Raw genomic sequence first — 16,188 nt, forward strand, 5'->3', positions numbered from 1 at the left:
CCCATCACGAACAGTTTTGCCTGTCTTAGCGCAAACCGTATAGCATTGCAGCGACGCGTTTGAATTGACCCGAGGGCGCGACGGAAATTTGATGATGTCGACATATTCGACAGGGCGAGCTTTTTTCGCACTCCTCGCCACTTTGGCGCTTGGTCTTGCGCCCGCGGGCGCACAGGATACGCGGCGGGCCTATGTCCCGCCCCCGCGTGACTCGGTACGCGCCGTCGCCGCCGAGCACGGCATGGTGGTGGCTCAGGAAGGGATCTCGGCGCGGGTCGGCGCCGATGTCTTGCGGCGCGGCGGCAATGCCGTCGATGCGGCGGTCGCCACCGGCTTTGCCATGGCCGTGACCTACCCGCGCGCCGGCAATATTGGCGGTGGCGGTTTCATGGTGATCCATTCCGCCGACCGCAACGAAGACGTCACGATCGATTACCGTGAGACGGCCCCGGCCGCGACGACGGCGCAAATCTTCCTCGGCCCCGACGGCAAGCCTGACCCCGCGAAGTCACGCGACACGGCGCTCGGTGTCGGCGTGCCCGGCACCGTCGCCGGGCTCGCGCTGGCATTGGAGAAATACGGCTCAGGCCGGTTCACGCTGGCGCAATTGCTGGAGCCCGCGATCACGCTCGCCCGCGACGGCTTTGCCGTCAGCGACGACATCGCCGACACCCTGCCGGGCTGGCACCGACGCCTTGCGCGCTGGCCCTCCTCGGCCAGGATCTTCTCGCGTCCCGACGGCACACCGCTCGGCGAAGGCGACAGGCTGGTGCAGAGCGACCTCGCCGAAACGCTGTCGGCCATCGCCGCGCAGGGCCAGCGCGGCTTCTATGAAGGGCCTGTGGCGCAAAAACTCGCCACGGCCGTGACTGACGCCGGCGGCATCATGACGCCTGCCGACCTGAAAGCCTATCAGGCCGTGATCCGTGCACCGGTGCGCGGCACCTATCGCGGCTACGACATCGTGTCGATGCCGCTGCCCTCGTCCGGCGGCGTGGTGCTGATGGAGACGCTCAACATCCTCGAAGGGTTTCAGCTCGCGGATTTGAAGCAGGGTTCGCCGGCCTCGCTGCATCTCCTCATCGAAGCCATGAAGCGCGCCTATGCGGACCGCGCGCGCTATCTCGGCGATCCCGCCTTCGTCGACGCACCGATCGCGACGCTGACCGCGAAAGACTATGCCGCCAAGCTGCGCGCGGGCATCTCCGTCGATCGCGCCACGCCGTCGAAGGAGCTCGTTGCCGCGGCCGCCGCGCCGCGCGAAGGCAGCAACACCACGCATTTCTCCGTCGTCGACAGCCGCGGCAACGCGGTCAGCAACACCTACACCTTGAACTTCAGCTACGGCGTCGGCCTCGTCGCCGACGGCACCGGCGTGCTGCTCAACAACGAGCTCGACGATTTCACCGCAGCGGTCGGTGCCTCCAATGCCTATGGTCTCGTCGGCTTCGAGGCCAATCTGCCCGGACCGGGCAAGCGGCCGCTGTCGTCGATGTCGCCGACCATCGTGCTCAGGGACGGCAAGCCGGTGCTGGTGACCGGCTCGCCCGGTGGCAGCCGTATCATCTCGACCGTACTCCAGGTGATCGTGAACGTTCTCGACTACAGGATGGATGTCGCGGCCGCCGTTGCCGCGCCACGGCTGCACCACCAATGGCTGCCGGACGAGGTGCGGGTCGAGGGCGGCTTCCCCGGCGATGTCCTGCTCGAGTTGAAGGCGATGGGCCACCTCATCGTCGAGCCGATGGGACAGACATCGGCCAATTCGATTCTGGTGACGCCGAACGGGCCGCTCGGCGCGCCGGATCCGCGCACGCGAGGCGCGGAAGCCGCGGGGCAGTAGCTCTGCCGCTGCATGGCGCCAAGGCCTGCGTCCGCTTGCACAGGTCGCCGCGCGTGCTACCACCGCCCGGCCATTGAAAACTGCCGGGAAAACCCACATGACCACGACCGATCCGACTGGGTCTATCGAGCGCGCCGAGATCGAAGACACCAGCCTTCTTGCCTTCTATCGCGACATGAACATAGCCGAGCGCCGGACGTTCTGGGCCTGCGCGGCAGGCTGGGCGCTCGATGGCATGGACTTCATGATCTATCCGCTGGTGATCGGCACCATCATCGCGCTGTGGAAGGTCGATGCAGCCTCGGCCGGGCTTGCCGGCACCGTGACGCTGCTCGCCTCCGCCATCGGCGGCTGGCTCGGCGGCTATCTCTCCGACCATATCGGTCGTGTAAGGACGCTCCAGATCACGATCATCTGGTTCTCGTTCTTCTCGCTGGTCTGCGCCGTCGTGCAGAATTTCGACCAGCTGCTGATCGCACGCGCCGTGCTGGGGCTCGGCTTCGGCGGCGAATGGGCGGCGGGCGCCGTGCTGATGGGCGAGGCGATCCGGCCGCAATATCGCGGCCGCGCGGTCGGCTCGGTGCAATCGGGCTGGGCGGTCGGCTGGGGTCTCGCAGTGCTGTCGCAGGCCATCCTGTTCTCGGTTCTGCCGGCGGAGACGGCGTGGCGCTGGATGTTCGTGATCGGCGCGCTGCCGGCGCTGCTGGTGTTCTATATCCGCCGCTCGGTCACCGAGCCCGTGATCGCCGCCGAGGCCCGCGCAAAGCAGGCCGCGAGCGGTGATCGTCCGGCGCTTTGGGAAATCTTCTCCGGTCCAATCGTGAAGACCACGATCCTGGCGTCGCTGATGGCGACGGGTTGCCAGGGCGGCTACTACGCCATCACCTTCTGGGTGCCGCAGTTCCTGACCAAGGAGCGGCATCTGTCGATCGTCGGCTCGACCGGTTATCTGTTCACGCTGATCATCGGCTCTTTCATCGGCTATCTCGTCGGCGCCTGGCTTGCCGACCGGATCGGACGGCGCAATTTGTTCCTGATCTTCTCGATCGGCGCCATGGCGGTGGTGCTGCTCTACACCCAGTTGCCACTCACCAACGAGATCCTCTGGGTGCTCGGCTTCCCGCTCGGCTTCTTTGCCTCCGGCTATTTCTCCGGCATCGGCGCCTTCCTGACCGAGCTCTATCCGACGCGGCTGCGCGGCTCGGGCCAGGGCTTCTGCTACAATTTCGGCCGCGGCATCGGCGCGCTGTTTCCATTCCTGGTCGGCGCACTGTCGGCGACGACATCGCTTGCGAACGCAATCGCGATCTTCGCGGTGGTCGCCTATGCGGTGTTCTTCATCGCCGCCTTCGCGCTGCCGGAGACGCGCGGGCGCGTGCTGCACGCGGATTAGCAAGCAACGTCGTTCCGGGGCACGCGAAGCGTGAACCCGGAACCTCGAGATTCCGGGTTCGGTGCTGCGCACCGCCCCGGAATGACGGCGAGAGAGACTTACCGCCCCACCTGATACGGCCCGCCCTTCTCGAGCGCGCGCGCATACGCCGGCCGCGCGTGAATGCGATCCAGGAACGCCATCGCCCTGGGATGGCCCTGCTCCAGCCCGCCGCGCGCCTGCGCGGCTTCCAGCGGGAAGCTCATCTGGATGTCGGCGGCAGTGAACTCGTTGCCGGCGAACCACTCGCTCTTGCCGAGCTCGGCCTCCCAATAATCCATGTGCTGCTTGAGCTGCGGATTGACCAGCGCGGTGAGCGCCTGGTTCGAAACCTTGCGCACCAGCGGACGCAACAGCGCGGGCGCGCGCTTCGGCATCAGCGTGAACAGCAGCTTCAGGAGCAGCGGCTGCATCGCCGACCCTTCCGCATAATGCAGCCAATAGGTGTAGCGCAGCCGCTCCGGCGTGTTCGGCGGCGGGATCAGCCGGCCGTTGCCATAGGTGGCGATGAGATATTCGATGATCGCGCCCGACTCGGCGATGGTGTTGCCGTTGTCGGTGATCACGGGCGACTTGCCGAGCGGGTGGATGGCGCGCAGCTCCTGCGGCGCGCGCATGTCCGGCTGGCGCTGATAGCGCACGATCTCATAGGGCACGCCCAACTCCTCGAGCAGCCACAGCACGCGCTGCGAGCGGGAATTGTTGAGGTGATGAACGGTCAGCATCGCGCAGGTCCCCAGCTTGGCTTGGTCGGTCGGCCGCGCGTTGGTGCCAGCCCGGGACGGCAATGTCGAGCCATCCGGACGGATATTTTAACCCGGGTATATTGACGCCAGGAATTCACCCGGGTATTAATTCGGCCAACACAATCAATATGGCAATGATTCCAATGCAACCGACTTTCACAGCCTTTGTCGGCCAGCGGCGGTTGGCCTCCGGGTCAGCGGCCGATGTCGCGCTCGCGGTCAAGCGGGCGACGCAACCGCTGGACCAGCCTATCGTCATCTTCGACGACGGCACGGGCCGGTCGATCGATTTCGACCTCCGCGGCGAGGATCACCAGGTGCTGGCGCGGCTGGCCAAGCTGATGCCGCCTCCGGCCGAAGTCGCCGAACCGACCAGCGAGCCGCGCGGCCGCGGCCGGCCGAAGCTGGGCGTGGTCGCCCGCGAGGTGACGCTGCTGCCGCGGCACTGGGAGTGGCTCAACGCAAAAGCAGGCGGCGCTTCGGTCGCGCTGCGCAAGCTCGTCGACGAAGCGCGGCGCGCGAGCGGCGACAAGGACCGCGAGCGCCAGGCGCGCGATGCGGCCTATCACTTCATGTCGACCATGGCCGGCAATCTGCCGCAGTTCGAGGAAGCCTCGCGCGCGCTGTTTGCGGATGACCGGCGGCGCTTCGCCGGACTGATCGCCGACTGGCCCGCCGACATCCGCGACCACGTCGTCAAGCTCGCCTACAGCGACCGCGCTTAAGCGCGGCGCTGTCTCCCCCATCCATCAACGGCCGAGCCGCGCATTGCGCGGCAACGGCTTCGCGCGCCCTGATGAAAGGCAAATCCATGTCCGCCACGCCACCGCTTTGGACGACGTTCCTCCGCTTCCTTGCGCCGCTGATGCTGGGCAACGCGCTGCAATCGCTGTTCGGCACCGTCAGCAACGTCTATCTCGGCCAGATGATCGGCGTCGACGCGCTCGCCGCGGTCTCGGCCTTCTTCCCCGTGATGTTCTTCCTGTTCGCCTTCGTCATGGGCCTGAGCACCGGGGCCACCGTGCTGATCGGCCAGGCTTATGGTGCGGGCGAGCACGGCAGGATCAGAAGCGTCGTCGGCACGACGCTCGCGGTCGGCCTGCTGTTCTCGATCACGATTGCGCTGGTCGGCGGGCTCTTCAGTCGCCAATTGATGATGGCACTTGCCACACCTGCCGACATCCTCGACCAGGCCAGCGCCTATGCCCGCATCATGCTGCTCACGATGCCGCTCGGCTTCGTCTTCCTGCTGACGACGGCGATGATTCGCGGCGTCGGCGATGCGCTGACACCGCTGCTGGCGATGGCGTTGTCGACCGCGATCGGCCTGATCCTGACGCCGATGCTGATCCGTGGCGCGTTCGGATTGCCGACGACGGGCATCACCAGCCCGGCCTGGGCGGCTGCGATCTCCAACGCGCTGACGCTGATCGCGCTGGCCGCCTACCTGCTGCGGAAGAAACACGCCTTGGCGCCGGACGCTGCGCTGCTGCGTCATCTCCGGCCCAACCGCGCGGTGCTCGGGACAATCCTCGGCATCGGGCTGCCGAGCGCCGTCGGCATGGTAGCGATGGCGATCGCCGAGCTGGTGCTGCTCGGCCTCGTCAACGGCTTCGGCTCGGACGCGACTGCTGCGTACGGTGCCGTCAACCAGGTGATGGGCTACACGCAGTTCACGGCGATGTCGATTTCGATCGCGGTCTCGATCCTCGGCGCGCAAGCCGTCGGCGGCGGCGACAGGGCCCGGCTCGACGGCATCGTGCGCACCGGTCTTGCGTTCAACCTCGTCCTGACCGGTGGGCTGGTGGCGCTGATCTACCTGGAGCCACGTGCCGTGCTCGGCATCTTCATCACGGATGGCGCCGTGCTCGATCTTGCCAACGGATTGCTGCGCATCGCCCTGTGGAGCTCCGTGCCATTCGGTCTGGCGACGGTGTTTTCAGGCGCGATGCGCGCCGCCGGCGTGGCGCTGACGCCGATGCTGCTCGCGATCTTCGCGATCGTCGCGATCGAGCTGCCGTCAGCGGTGATCCTGAGCCGGACCGTCGGCTTGAAAGGCGTGTGGGCCGCCTATCCGATCGTGTTCTGCGCCATGTTCCTCTTGCAGATGGGCTATTACTTCCTGGTGTGGCGCAAGCGGGCGATCCGGCGCCTGATCTGATTGCCAAAGTATTATGACCATCATTAAACGGTGGACCTGTGGCGCGCCCTGCGCCACAATGGACGAAAAGTACCGTCAGGGAGAACGAATTTGACCCGTACTGCCCCGCAATTCCTGTTCGATGTCGGCAGCCCGAACGCCTATCTCAGCCATCTTGCGATCCCGGCGATCGAGCAGCGGATCAGCGTCAAGTTCGAATACGTTCCGATCCTGCTCGGCGGCATCTTCAAGTCGACCAACAACAAGTCCCCGGCCGAGACGCTCGCGGGCATCAAGAACAAGCGCGAGTTTCAGGCGGTCGAAACCGAGCGCTTCGTCAAGCGTTTCAAGGTTCAGCCCTACGTCATGAATCCGTTCTTCCCCGTCAACACGCTGAACCTGATGCGCGCGGCGATCGCGGCGCAGCTCGAGGGCGTGTTCGAAGCATACGTCGAGGCGGCGTTTCATCACATGTGGCGAGAGCCGAAGAAGATGGACGACCCCGAGGTCGCGATGAAGGCGCTGGCGTCTTCCGGACTCGATGCGCAGAAACTGTTCGCCCGCGCGCAGGAGGGCGAGGTGAAGGGCAGACTGATCAAGAACACCGAAGAGGCGGTGGCGCGCGGCGCGTTCGGCTCGCCGACCTTCTTCGTCGGCAACGAGATGTTCTTCGGCAAGGAGCAGCTCCGCGAGGTCGAGGAGATGGTGCTGGGGAAGGGCGAGTAGTGAATGGCGAATAGCGAGTAGTGGAAACGTTACTCGCATTTCACCGCCTGCTATCCTATTCGCTACTCCCTATTCGCCATTCGCCTAGAGTAACAATGGAGTTCCACAATGCGTATCCTCGTGGTCGGCGCCGGCGCCATCGGCGGCTATTTTGGTGGCAGGCTGTTGCAAGCCGGCCGCGACGTCACCTTCCTGGTCCGGCCGCGGCGCGCCAGCGAGCTTGCGAGCGCCGGCCTCGTCATAAAGAGCCCGAATGGCGATGTGACGCTGAAAAATCCGCCGACCGTGCAAGCGGACAAGCTCACGGAAAAATTCGACGTCGTGCTGCTCAGCTGCAAGGCGTTCGATCTCGACGACGCCATCAAGTCGTTCGCGGCCGCGGTGGGGCCGAACACGGCCATCATTCCGATGCTGAACGGCATGAGGCATCTCGACATCCTCGACCAGACATTCGGCGCCGGGCGCGTGCTGGGCGGGCTCTGCGCCATCGCCGCGACCTTGAACGAAAAGCGCGAAGTGGTGCAGCTCCAGCCGATGCAGTCGATCAATTATGGCGAGCGCGACGGCAAGCTGTCGGACCGCGTCAAGGCGATCGACGAGGCCTTCAGGAGCGGCATCAATGGCGCCACCGCCAGCCAGAACATCATGCAGGACATGTGGGAGAAGTGGGTGTTCCTCTCGACGCTCGCCGCGTCCACCAGCCTGATGCGCACCTCCGTCGGCAATATCCTCGCCGCGCCCGGCGGCAGGGATTTTCTGCTCGGCATGCTGGATGAGACGAGCGCGATCGCCGCCGCGTCGGGCTACGCGCCGGGCGGGCCGTTCTTCGAGCGCGTGAAGGGCAATTTGACCACCGAGGGCTCACCGATGACCGCCTCGATGTTCCGCGACATCAAGGCGGGCCTGCCAATCGAAGCCGACCACGTCATCGGCGATCTCATCGCACGCGGAGATGCCGCCAAGGTCCCGGTGCCGAAGCTGCGCATCGCCTATACGCATCTGAAGGCTTATGAGAAGCAGCGGGTGGGGTAGCGACACGATCCGCTGTCGTCCCGGGGCGCGCGTAGCGCGAATCCGGGACCCATAACCACAGGATCCAGTCGCCGCGCGAGTTGATCACCGCGAGTCTTCGCCAAACGCGATCCTGTGGTTATGGGTCCCGGATCTGCGCGCGCTCGAGGCGCGCTTGTCCGGGACGACAACAGAGCTTGCCGCGACAACTGAGCACTATTTCAAATGCGCGAGATAGTGCGAGACGGCGGTGATTTCCTCATCGCTCATGTGATAGGCGACATCCGCCATCGCGGCGACGCCGCCGCCGACGCGCTGGCCTGCCTTGTAGTCGTACAGCGCCTTGACCAGATATTCCTCGCGCTGACCCGAGAGCCGCGCGACTCCCTTGGTGCCGGCAAAGCTGTCCGTGTGGCATGAGGCGCAGCGGCGGCCGGCGGCAACCTGCGCGCCCTTCTTCGACAGGTCCGGATCGTCGTCCTCCGCGCCCTTCGGCGGCGCGAGCTGCGAGAAATAGGCGCCGAGATTGCGAATGTCCTCGTTGGTGATCTCCTCGACGATCGGCTGCATCTGTTCGTTCTTGCGCGAGCCGGCGCGGAAGAACACGAGCTGCCACTGGATGAATTGATCTGGCTGACCGGCGAGCGAGGGGATGTTCTCGGTCTGCGAGATGCCGTTCTCGCCGTGACAGCCGGAGCAGACCGCGGCTTTCTCCTTGATCGCGACATTGTCGGCGCCACCCGCGGGAAGGGCGCCGAGCGCGACGAGCGCAACCGTGGTGATTGCGTGCGAGATGAACTGTCGGCACATAGTGGGAATTCCGATCTGTCGACTGCGTCATTGCGGGGCGCGCCGCTTGGCGCGAGCGGAATCCATAACCCCCGTTCGTGGCCATGGGTTCCGGACTCGCGCTTCGCGCGCTCCGGAACGACACCATCCAGAGCTTCAAGAAAAGAGGCTGCGGCCGTCACCCGGTCGCAGCCTCTCATGGTGGGTCGTGCTACTTCTTGCTGTAGCTGATGCGATAGATCGCGCCGGCCCAATCGTCGGCGACGAGGATCGATCCGTCCTTGGCGTGGATGATGTCGTTGGGACGGCCGAGGTAACCCTGGTCACCCTCGATCCAGCCGGAGGCGAACACCTCCTGCTTGGGGTTCTTGCCGTCGGGTCCGACGATCACGCGCACGATGCGGCCGCCCTGGTACTTGTGGCGATTCCAGGAGCCGTGCTCGGCGATCAGGATGTTGTTCTTGTACTCGGCCGGGAATTGATCGCCGGTATAGAACTTCATGCCGAGCGGAGCGACATGGGCCCCCAAGTTCAGCACCGGCGGCGTGAACTCGGAGCACTTGTGACCCATCGCGAACTTGTCATCGGGCAGATTGCCCTGGTGGCAATAGGGATAGCCGAAATGCTCGCCCATCTTGTTGATCATGTTCAGCTTGTCTGAGGGCAGATCATCGCTGATCCAGTCGCGGGCGTTCTCGGTGAACCAGAATTTGCCGGTGCGCGGATCGACGTCGCCGCCGACCGAGTTGCGAACGCCGAGCGCATAGATTTCGGCGTTGCCGGTCTTGGGATCGACGCGGCGGATCTGCGAGACGCTGGTCGGCGGGATGCCGACGTTGAAGGGCGGTCCGAACGGCAGGAAGAACCAGCCGTCCTTGTCGACTGCGATGTACTTCCAGCCATGCGCGGCGTAGGACGGCATGTCGTCATAGACGACCTTGCCGTCACCGAGCTTGTCCAGATTGGCTTCGGCGTTGTCGTAGCGGATCAGCTTGTCGACGGCGATGACGTAGAGCGCGCCGTCCTTGAAGGCGAGACCGGTGGGCATGTTGAGCCCCTTGAGCACGGTCTTGACCTCCTTCTTCCCGTTGTTGTCCTTGATGGCATAGACGTTGCCGAGACCGAACGAGCCGACGAACAGCGTGCCCTTGTCACCCCAGGCCATCTGCCGCGCCGCCAGCACGCCGGAGGCGTAGACCTCGATCTTGAAGCCCGGCGGCAGCTTGATCTTCTTCATCATCGCCGCGAGTTCGGCATCGGACGCACCGGTCGGCGGCCCCGATGGCGGTGCGAGGCCCTTCTGCGCCTCGGTCTCGTCGCCGAGGAACCAGTCATCCGGCGGGTGGGTCCAGAACTCCTTGGTGCCGGATTCGTATTTCTTCAACGCCCTGTTCTTGTCCTGCTGTTGCGCATTGCCAGCGCTGGTCCCCGCAAGAAGGGCAACCGCTGCAAGCGCCAGAGCTGATTGAAAGACCGATCGATGGAATTTCATCGCATCACTCCCCTAAGGCAGCCGTCAGGGCTGCACGTTATTTTGTTTTGCTAGTCGGGTAGGCGAAGTTCGGAGTCTGTCGAGAGATCAGACCAAAAAAGGTTAGCATATCTGCCAGCGGTGGGAAGCGCACCACGCGCACTGCGGTCGTGCGCGATTGAAAATGAGACTGGGCTTCACTGAAGGTGACGCGGCGACCTCGCTGCAACGCGGAATCAGGATGGCGCGCGGCTCATTTGCAGGCAACGCAAACGTCGAGCCAACCAAAAATCGCGAAAACAACCCCATGCACAGTAGAACGGCTCAGGCCAGGCTGCGCGCGGTGACGCCGGACAGGCATTTGACGCATCAGGCAAAACAGCAAACGCGGCGATCACGAGGCGACGGGGTAGGGCCCGTCGTCAAACACCGTCTCGTGATAGCCTTTTGATCCGATTTCGCGCGCCAGCGCGCTGCGGAAATCCTGCCCCACATTGAGGCAGATCAAAACATGCGCGAAGTCGAATTTAGGCCGCCAGCCCAGTTCGCGCCGCGCGCGTTCGTTGACATAGACGCGGTCGATCTCGGGGAAGAGGTGCCAACCGCGCGCCGCGTAGAGCCGTGCACAATCCGGATAGTGCTCGCGCACGACACTGGCGGCATCGCGCGCCAGCGCTGCGAGATGGCGCTGCTCGAACGGACTCGTGGCCGAGACGATGTAGCGCGTAAATCCGATCTTCGGCGCGCGCTCGACGGCGAGCAGATGGGCGCTCACCGCATCCGCGATATCCAGCCGGCGATAGAGCAACTCGTTGGCCTGCGCGTTGTCCAGCGTGTAGGCAGACCGCATCGCGGCATCGTCATCGTCTTCCGGAAAGAAGCGCGAGGTCCGCAAGATGACCACCGGCAGACCGCGCTCGCGAAAGAACAGCTCGCACAGATTTTCCGCCATCAGCTTCGTGGTGCCGTAGATGTTCTTCGGCACCGGCGGCAGGTCCTCGGTGACCCACACTGCGGCCCGTCCCGCCTCCGGCCGGAGCTGCGAGCCGAACGCGCTGGTGGTGCTGGTGAAGACGAAGCTCTTCACGCCGGCAGCAACCGCCGCCTCGAGCAGCCTGAGCGTGCCGGTGACATTGGTGTCGACGAAATCCTGCTTGCTGTGGGTTGCCACATGCGGCTTGTGCAGCGTCGCGGTGTGGATGACCGCGGTGACGCCATCCATCTGGCCCCGGACGAAGTCCGCATCGACGATCGAACCGACCGCGTCGGTAAAGGGCGAGGGCTTCAGATCGACCCCGCGCACGGAGGAACCGCGACCGCGGAGCGTCCGGACAACGGCTTCGCCGAGATGGCCGGCACTGCCGGTGACCAGAATTGTCATGTCAGACCCGATGCAGCCGCCGGCGGCGTGGAGGACCACTTTCCGCGTCGGTCAGGCTGGATGCTCTGGGAAAAATTGGAGCGGGCGAAGGGGCTCGAACCCTCGACCCCGACCTTGGCAAGGTCGTGCTCTACCACTGAGCTACACCCGCATCCTGTGTCGGTCGCGTGACGCGCCGGCAACGGCTGTCGTATGCCAAAAGCGGGAGGGGAATGCAACAGCTACCGGCAGCATAGATTCGTTCTTCTGCCCCCATATGGACCTCGAATCCAACCGAATCAGCCGAAAACGGTCCGGAACCACCGAATCGGCGCCCATGGATTGAAATTCGGCCGTCCCGGCCCAATTTTAGGGGCCGACAGCGCAGCATATGAATTGGCGACGTGCTAAAGACCCGCCATTCCAGACATCAGACGAGGGAATCCCGTGACGATCATCGACCAGGGTAACGGAGCGGCGGGCCCGGCTGCGGCCGATCTGATCAAGGACACCACCACCCAGACCTTCGTGAAGGACGTCATCGAGGAATCGAAGCGCCAGCCGGTGCTGATCGACTTTTGGGCGGAGTGGTGCGGACCCTGCAAGCAGCTCACCCCGGTGCTCGAAAAGGCGGTCAAGGCCGCCAAGGGCAAAGTCAAGCTGGTCAAGATGAACATCGACCAGCATCCGGCGATCCCGGGCCAGATGGGTATCCAGTCGATCCCGGCCGTGATCGCCTTCGTCAACGGCCAGCCGGCCGACGGCTTCATGGGCGCGGTGCCGGAAAGCCAGGTCAATGCCTTCATCGAGCGGCTGACCAAGGGCGTCACCGCGCCGGGCGAGGTCAATATCGCCGAGATCCTCCAAGAGGCCGAGGCCGTGCTGGCGGAAGGCGACGCCGAGGCCGCGGCCCAGATCTACGCCGAGGTGCTTGCCCAGGATTCGACCAATATCGCCGCGCTTGCGGGCCTCGCGAAATGTCACGTCACCGTCGGCGCCATCGAGCCGGCCAAGCAGACGCTCGCCATGGTGCCGGAATCCAAGCGCAATGACGCTGCGGTGAAGGCGGTGCAGGCCGCGATCGACCTCGCCGAGCAGGCGGAACAGCTCGGCCCGGTGGCCGAGCTTGAACAGAAAGTCGCCGCAAACCCGCTCGATCATCAGGCACGGTCCGACCTCGCGACCGCGCTCAACGCGCAGGGCAACCGGGCGGCCGCCACCGACCAGCTGCTCGAGATCGTCAAGCGTGACCGCAAGTGGAACGACGACGGCGCCCGCAAGCAGCTCGTGCAGTTCTTCGAGGCCTGGGGCGGCGCGGATGATGCAACCGTCGAGGGACGCAAGCGCCTGTCGACGATCCTGTTTTCATAGGTGCGGAGAGTGGTGAGCATGATTTGGTCGGAAAACCGCTTCACATGTTGCGCTGACGCGGTCCTTCGGATCCGGATCATGCTCTAGCGAGGTCAGCGGGGACCAGATGCCGATCAACATCGAATATCGCGGACCCGCCGACCTGCCCGAGATCATCCCGGTGTTTCCGCTGCCGGGCGCGCTGCTGCTGCCGCGTGGCCAGATGCCGCTCAACATCTTCGAGCCGCGCTATCTCGCGATGGTCGACGACGCCTTCCGCGACGGCCACCGCCTGATCGGCATGATCCAGCCGGACGTCGCGCACTCGCCGAAGAATTCCGACAAGCCGGCATTGTTCCGCGTCGGCTGCGTCGGCCGCATCACTCAGCTCGCCGAATCCGGCGACGGCCGCTACATCCTCGAGCTCACCGGCGTCTCGCGCTTCAAGGTGGTCGCGGAGCTCGAGGTGCTCACGGCCTACCGGCAGTGCAAGGTGGACTTCTTCGCCTTCGTCGACGACTTCACGGCGCGCATGGGCGAGGACCAGGTCGATCGCGAAGCGCTGCTGGCGGTGCTGGCGGACTTCCTGAAGGCCAACAATCTCAAGGTCGACTGGGAGGGCGTCGAGAGCGCCCCCAACGAAGCGCTGGTCAACGCGCTGGCGATGATGTCGCCCTATGGCCCGGCGGAGAAGCAGGCCATGCTGGAAGCGCCCGACCTGAAGACCCGCGCCGAGATCCTGATCGCGGTCACCGAGATGGATCTCGCCAAGAAGCGCACCAGCGGCGATCCGCCGCTGCAGTGACGGCCTCAATGCTCACGCAGCGCGGACGGCTGCGCCGGCACCTCGCCGCAGCATTCTGCCGATGTCGGACGCTGGCATCGGCCGGCTGAAATAGTAGCCTTGGGTCTCGACGCATCCCTCTTCACGGAGAATGTCCAGCTGCTCCTTCGTTTCGACGCCTTCGGCGGTCGTCGTCTTGCCGAGGCTGACTGCGAAACGAACCACTGCTCGCGCGAGATGGCGCGCCTCAGCGCTCGCGCTGGACAGTTCGTTGACGAAACTGCGGTCGATCTTGATCTTGTCGAACGGGAATCTCTGCAGAAAGCTCAGCGATGAATAGCCGGTGCCGAAATCGTCCAGGGCTACTCGCACACCGAGCTCGCGCAGTTGGGCGAGGACTGCGAAAGCAGCCTCGCTGTCATGCATGATCACCGTCTCGGTGACCTCGAGCTCGAGCCTGTGCGGCGCAACTCCCGAGCTTGCGAGCGCGTCGGTAATGACCGGAACAAGCTCCTTGCTCCTGAATTGAGCGGGAGACAGGTTGATCGCGATCCTGACATGCGCAGGCCATTTGGCGGCTTCCTCGCAGGCGGTCCTCAGGACCCATTCTCCCAGCGGCACGATCAAGCCGGTCTCCTCCGCAAGCGGGATGAATTCGCTCGGCATGACCAGCCCTCGCTGCGGGTGATGCCAGCGTAGCAGGGCCTCGAAGCCGCTGGTCTTGCCGGTCGCGGTGCTGACGAACGGCTGGTAGTGGAGCTCGAATTGACGGCCGGCAAGCGCGTCCCGCATGTCGCGCTCGAGGTTCCGCCGCGCATGCATGAGCTCGTCGAGCTCCGGCTCGAAGAAACGGAACGCACCACGTCCACCACCCTTGGCCGAGTAGAGCGCGAGATCCGCGCTCTTCATGATCACGTCAGAATCGCTGCCATCACGCGGCGCGATGGCGATGCCGATGCTGGTGCCGACGCTGACCTGGTGATCACCGAGATCGAAGGGCTTGCAAAGCGCCTTTGTGATGTTCTCGGCAAGGGCGGCAGCCTCCACGGCCGGGTTGGTCACGTAATCGATCACCGCGAACTCGTCGCCGCCCAGTCGAGCGATCAACGCGGTTTCCGTGGTGCATTCGCGCAGGCGGGCGGCGACGGCGCGCAGCAGGGAATCGCCGGCCGGATGTCCAAGCGTGTCGTTGACTTCCTTGAAGCGGTCGAGATCGAGCAGGAGCACGGCGAGATCGACGCCGCCGTTGCGCGTCACTGCAATGGCGTGCTCCATCCGCTCTCTGAGCAGCACGCGATTTGGCAGATCGGTCAGCGCATCGTGTTGCGCCATATGAGTGATCTTGGCCTCGGACCGGCGTTGCTCGGTCACATCGAGATGCGTGGCCACCCAACCGCCACCGGCCATTGGCTGTCGCGTCACGCAGATCAACCGGCCGTCGGCAAACTCGTCGATCCTGCTCGAGACCGCATCGAACGGCAGCGCGGCCAGTTTCGAGATGAATTGCTCCGCGGCGCCCTCGCTGGCGTCGCCCTTGAGAATTCCATTCACGATACGATGCCTGATGATGTCGGTGTGCAATGTCCCCGTCCTCAGCAGTTCCGGCGGCAGCCGGTAGAGTCGGGCATATCGCTCGTTGCAGACGACAAGCCGCTTCTCGGCATCAAACATGCAGAGGCCTTCGACCATGTGGTCGATCGCCGTGTCCAGCCGGAGCTTCTGTTCCTGCAATTCTCGTTGCGAACCTTCGAGCTGCTGCCGGGCAATCGAAAGCTGGCTGATGATCTCCTCGAATTTGCCGGTTCTGGTTGCCAGGCGGCGGTCGGCCAGTACGCCGATCAAACTCATCCCGAGCACGGATAGTGCTACGCCAGCGATGGCAAGAGCGAGGAAAGTCGGAGAAAGCGACAGGGTATCGGTGACACGCGTCGGATCCGGAACGATCTGCACCGCACCCATGGCCGTGAAGTGATGCGACACGATAGCGAGCGTCAGCAGCACTGCCGCCGTCAGGGTGCCCCAGTTGTTCTGGTACCTGATCGCAACGGCCAAGGCGGCATAGCCGAGGCACACGCCCAGAATGATCGAGACGAACACCAGGTCCAGTGACCAGGCGACGCGACCCGGCACCTCGAGCGCCCACATTCCGAGATAGTGCATGCTGGCAATGCCGCCACCGATGACGACACCGCCCGCCGCGGCGCGCCACCGGCCGGAATTGCCGACCGCAAGGCCGAAGCCGCCCGATGTCAGGAGCATTGCCGTGGCAAGCGAAAGCGCGGTCAACACGATGCCGTAGCCGGTGGTAACGCCGGGCTCGTAGGCGAGCATCGCGACGAAATGCGTCGCCCAGATCCCGTATCCGATGGCCGCGCCGGCAATCGCGATCCATATCAACCGCGTTCTTGCGCGCGCCGCGATCGCGCGATGGAAGATGCTGACCGCGACGATACTCGCCACGAAGCAGACCAAGCCAGCGAGCACGACGAGCCGCAAATCATGCTCGACGGTAAGGCAGGAGAAAACGCGGAACATC

Annotated in this window: 13 protein-coding genes and 1 tRNA gene; 8 read left to right on the plus strand and 6 right to left on the minus strand. The window is 64.6% G+C overall.

Annotated features, from left to right (window positions below; genetic code table 11):
• Positions 1–91 precede the first annotated feature (91 nt).
• Both ggt and GPL20_RS21925 read left to right on the plus strand, forming a co-directional pair.
• Complete coding sequence (ggt, locus tag GPL20_RS21920; protein ID WP_157331583.1) at positions 92–1,843, plus strand: gamma-glutamyltransferase; 1,752 nt, start codon at positions 92–94, stop codon at positions 1,841–1,843.
• Positions 1,844–1,940: 97 nt separating this feature from the next.
• Positions 1,941–3,236: an MFS transporter gene (locus GPL20_RS21925; protein WP_157331584.1), complete on the plus strand. Its 1,296-nt coding sequence runs from the start codon at positions 1,941–1,943 to the stop codon at positions 3,234–3,236.
• A 98-nt stretch (positions 3,237–3,334) separates the two neighbouring features.
• Here the strand turns inward: GPL20_RS21925 and GPL20_RS21930 are convergent, their stop codons facing one another.
• Positions 3,335–4,000, minus strand: a complete 666-nt coding sequence (locus tag GPL20_RS21930) for a glutathione S-transferase family protein (protein ID WP_157331704.1) — start codon at positions 3,998–4,000, stop codon at positions 3,335–3,337.
• A 149-nt stretch (positions 4,001–4,149) separates the two neighbouring features.
• Between GPL20_RS21930 and GPL20_RS21935 the strand changes: the two genes are divergently transcribed.
• From GPL20_RS21935 to panE, 4 genes are all read left to right on the plus strand, one after another.
• Entirely contained in the window at positions 4,150–4,746 is a 597-nt protein-coding gene (locus tag GPL20_RS21935) for a DUF2239 family protein (RefSeq protein WP_157331585.1), read from the plus strand.
• A gap of 86 nt (positions 4,747–4,832) precedes the next feature.
• Positions 4,833–6,182: an MATE family efflux transporter gene (locus tag GPL20_RS21940; RefSeq protein ID WP_205751191.1), complete on the plus strand. Its 1,350-nt coding sequence runs from the start codon at positions 4,833–4,835 to the stop codon at positions 6,180–6,182.
• A 90-nt stretch (positions 6,183–6,272) separates the two neighbouring features.
• The gene (locus GPL20_RS21945; RefSeq protein WP_167533146.1) at positions 6,273–6,887 is read left to right on the plus strand and encodes a 2-hydroxychromene-2-carboxylate isomerase; all 615 of its coding nucleotides are present in this window, start codon (positions 6,273–6,275) and stop codon (positions 6,885–6,887) included.
• A gap of 108 nt (positions 6,888–6,995) precedes the next feature.
• A complete protein-coding gene (gene panE, locus GPL20_RS21950) occupies positions 6,996–7,919 on the plus strand; it encodes a 2-dehydropantoate 2-reductase (RefSeq protein ID WP_157331587.1) in 924 nt (307 codons plus the stop codon).
• Between the two features lie 195 nt (positions 7,920–8,114).
• Here panE and GPL20_RS21955 read toward each other — a convergent pair whose 3' ends face one another.
• The 4 genes from GPL20_RS21955 to GPL20_RS21970 form a co-directional block, all read right to left on the minus strand.
• Positions 8,115–8,708 carry a c-type cytochrome gene (locus GPL20_RS21955; protein WP_157331588.1) on the minus strand — a complete coding sequence of 198 codons (594 nt, stop codon included), beginning with the start codon at positions 8,706–8,708 and terminating at the stop codon, positions 8,115–8,117.
• A 190-nt stretch (positions 8,709–8,898) separates the two neighbouring features.
• A complete protein-coding gene (locus tag GPL20_RS21960) occupies positions 8,899–10,179 on the minus strand; it encodes a PQQ-dependent sugar dehydrogenase (RefSeq protein WP_157331589.1) in 1,281 nt (426 codons plus the stop codon).
• 373 nt (positions 10,180–10,552) lie between these two features.
• Positions 10,553–11,539 (minus strand): NAD-dependent epimerase/dehydratase family protein, encoded by a 987-nt coding sequence (locus tag GPL20_RS21965; protein ID WP_157331590.1) that lies wholly within the window; start codon positions 11,537–11,539, stop codon positions 10,553–10,555.
• Between the two features lie 76 nt (positions 11,540–11,615).
• Positions 11,616–11,690 (minus strand) — tRNA-Gly (locus GPL20_RS21970).
• A gap of 275 nt (positions 11,691–11,965) precedes the next feature.
• On the opposite strand from GPL20_RS21970, the gene trxA reads away from it, so the two are divergent.
• Both trxA and GPL20_RS21980 read left to right on the plus strand, forming a co-directional pair.
• The gene (trxA, locus tag GPL20_RS21975) at positions 11,966–12,889 is read left to right on the plus strand and encodes a thioredoxin (RefSeq protein WP_254125919.1); all 924 of its coding nucleotides are present in this window, start codon (positions 11,966–11,968) and stop codon (positions 12,887–12,889) included.
• Positions 12,890–12,995: 106 nt separating this feature from the next.
• Positions 12,996–13,673, plus strand: coding sequence for an LON peptidase substrate-binding domain-containing protein (locus tag GPL20_RS21980; protein ID WP_157331591.1), 678 nt, complete (start codon positions 12,996–12,998; stop codon positions 13,671–13,673).
• A 12-nt stretch (positions 13,674–13,685) separates the two neighbouring features.
• Here the strand turns inward: GPL20_RS21980 and GPL20_RS21985 are convergent, their stop codons facing one another.
• Positions 13,686–16,187, minus strand: coding sequence for an EAL domain-containing protein (locus GPL20_RS21985; RefSeq protein WP_157331592.1), 2,502 nt, complete (start codon positions 16,185–16,187; stop codon positions 13,686–13,688).
• Position 16,188: the final 1 nt, after the last annotated feature.

Origin of the sequence: Bradyrhizobium cajani, assembly GCF_009759665.1 — a bacterium.
Classification (GTDB): domain Bacteria; phylum Pseudomonadota; class Alphaproteobacteria; order Rhizobiales; family Xanthobacteraceae; genus Bradyrhizobium; species Bradyrhizobium cajani.

Excerpts from the sequence above, each read along its gene's own strand:
- ggt (WP_157331583.1), top strand. The coding sequence starts at position 92 with ATGATGTCGACATATTCGACAGGGCGAGCTTTTTTCGCACTCCTCGCC.
- GPL20_RS21925 (WP_157331584.1), top strand. The coding sequence starts at position 1,941 with ATGACCACGACCGATCCGACTGGGTCTATCGAGCGCGCCGAGATCGAA.
- GPL20_RS21930 (WP_157331704.1), bottom strand. The coding sequence starts at position 4,000 with ATGCTGACCGTTCATCACCTCAACAATTCCCGCTCGCAGCGCGTGCTG.
- GPL20_RS21935 (WP_157331585.1), top strand. The coding sequence starts at position 4,150 with ATGGCAATGATTCCAATGCAACCGACTTTCACAGCCTTTGTCGGCCAG.
- GPL20_RS21940 (WP_205751191.1), top strand. The coding sequence starts at position 4,833 with ATGTCCGCCACGCCACCGCTTTGGACGACGTTCCTCCGCTTCCTTGCG.
- panE (WP_157331587.1), top strand. The coding sequence starts at position 6,996 with ATGCGTATCCTCGTGGTCGGCGCCGGCGCCATCGGCGGCTATTTTGGT.
- GPL20_RS21955 (WP_157331588.1), bottom strand. The coding sequence starts at position 8,708 with ATGTGCCGACAGTTCATCTCGCACGCAATCACCACGGTTGCGCTCGTC.
- GPL20_RS21960 (WP_157331589.1), bottom strand. The coding sequence starts at position 10,179 with ATGAAATTCCATCGATCGGTCTTTCAATCAGCTCTGGCGCTTGCAGCG.
- GPL20_RS21965 (WP_157331590.1), bottom strand. The coding sequence starts at position 11,539 with ATGACAATTCTGGTCACCGGCAGTGCCGGCCATCTCGGCGAAGCCGTT.
- GPL20_RS21980 (WP_157331591.1), top strand. The coding sequence starts at position 12,996 with ATGCCGATCAACATCGAATATCGCGGACCCGCCGACCTGCCCGAGATC.
- GPL20_RS21985 (WP_157331592.1), bottom strand. The coding sequence starts at position 16,187 with ATGTTCCGCGTTTTCTCCTGCCTTACCGTCGAGCATGATTTGCGGCTC.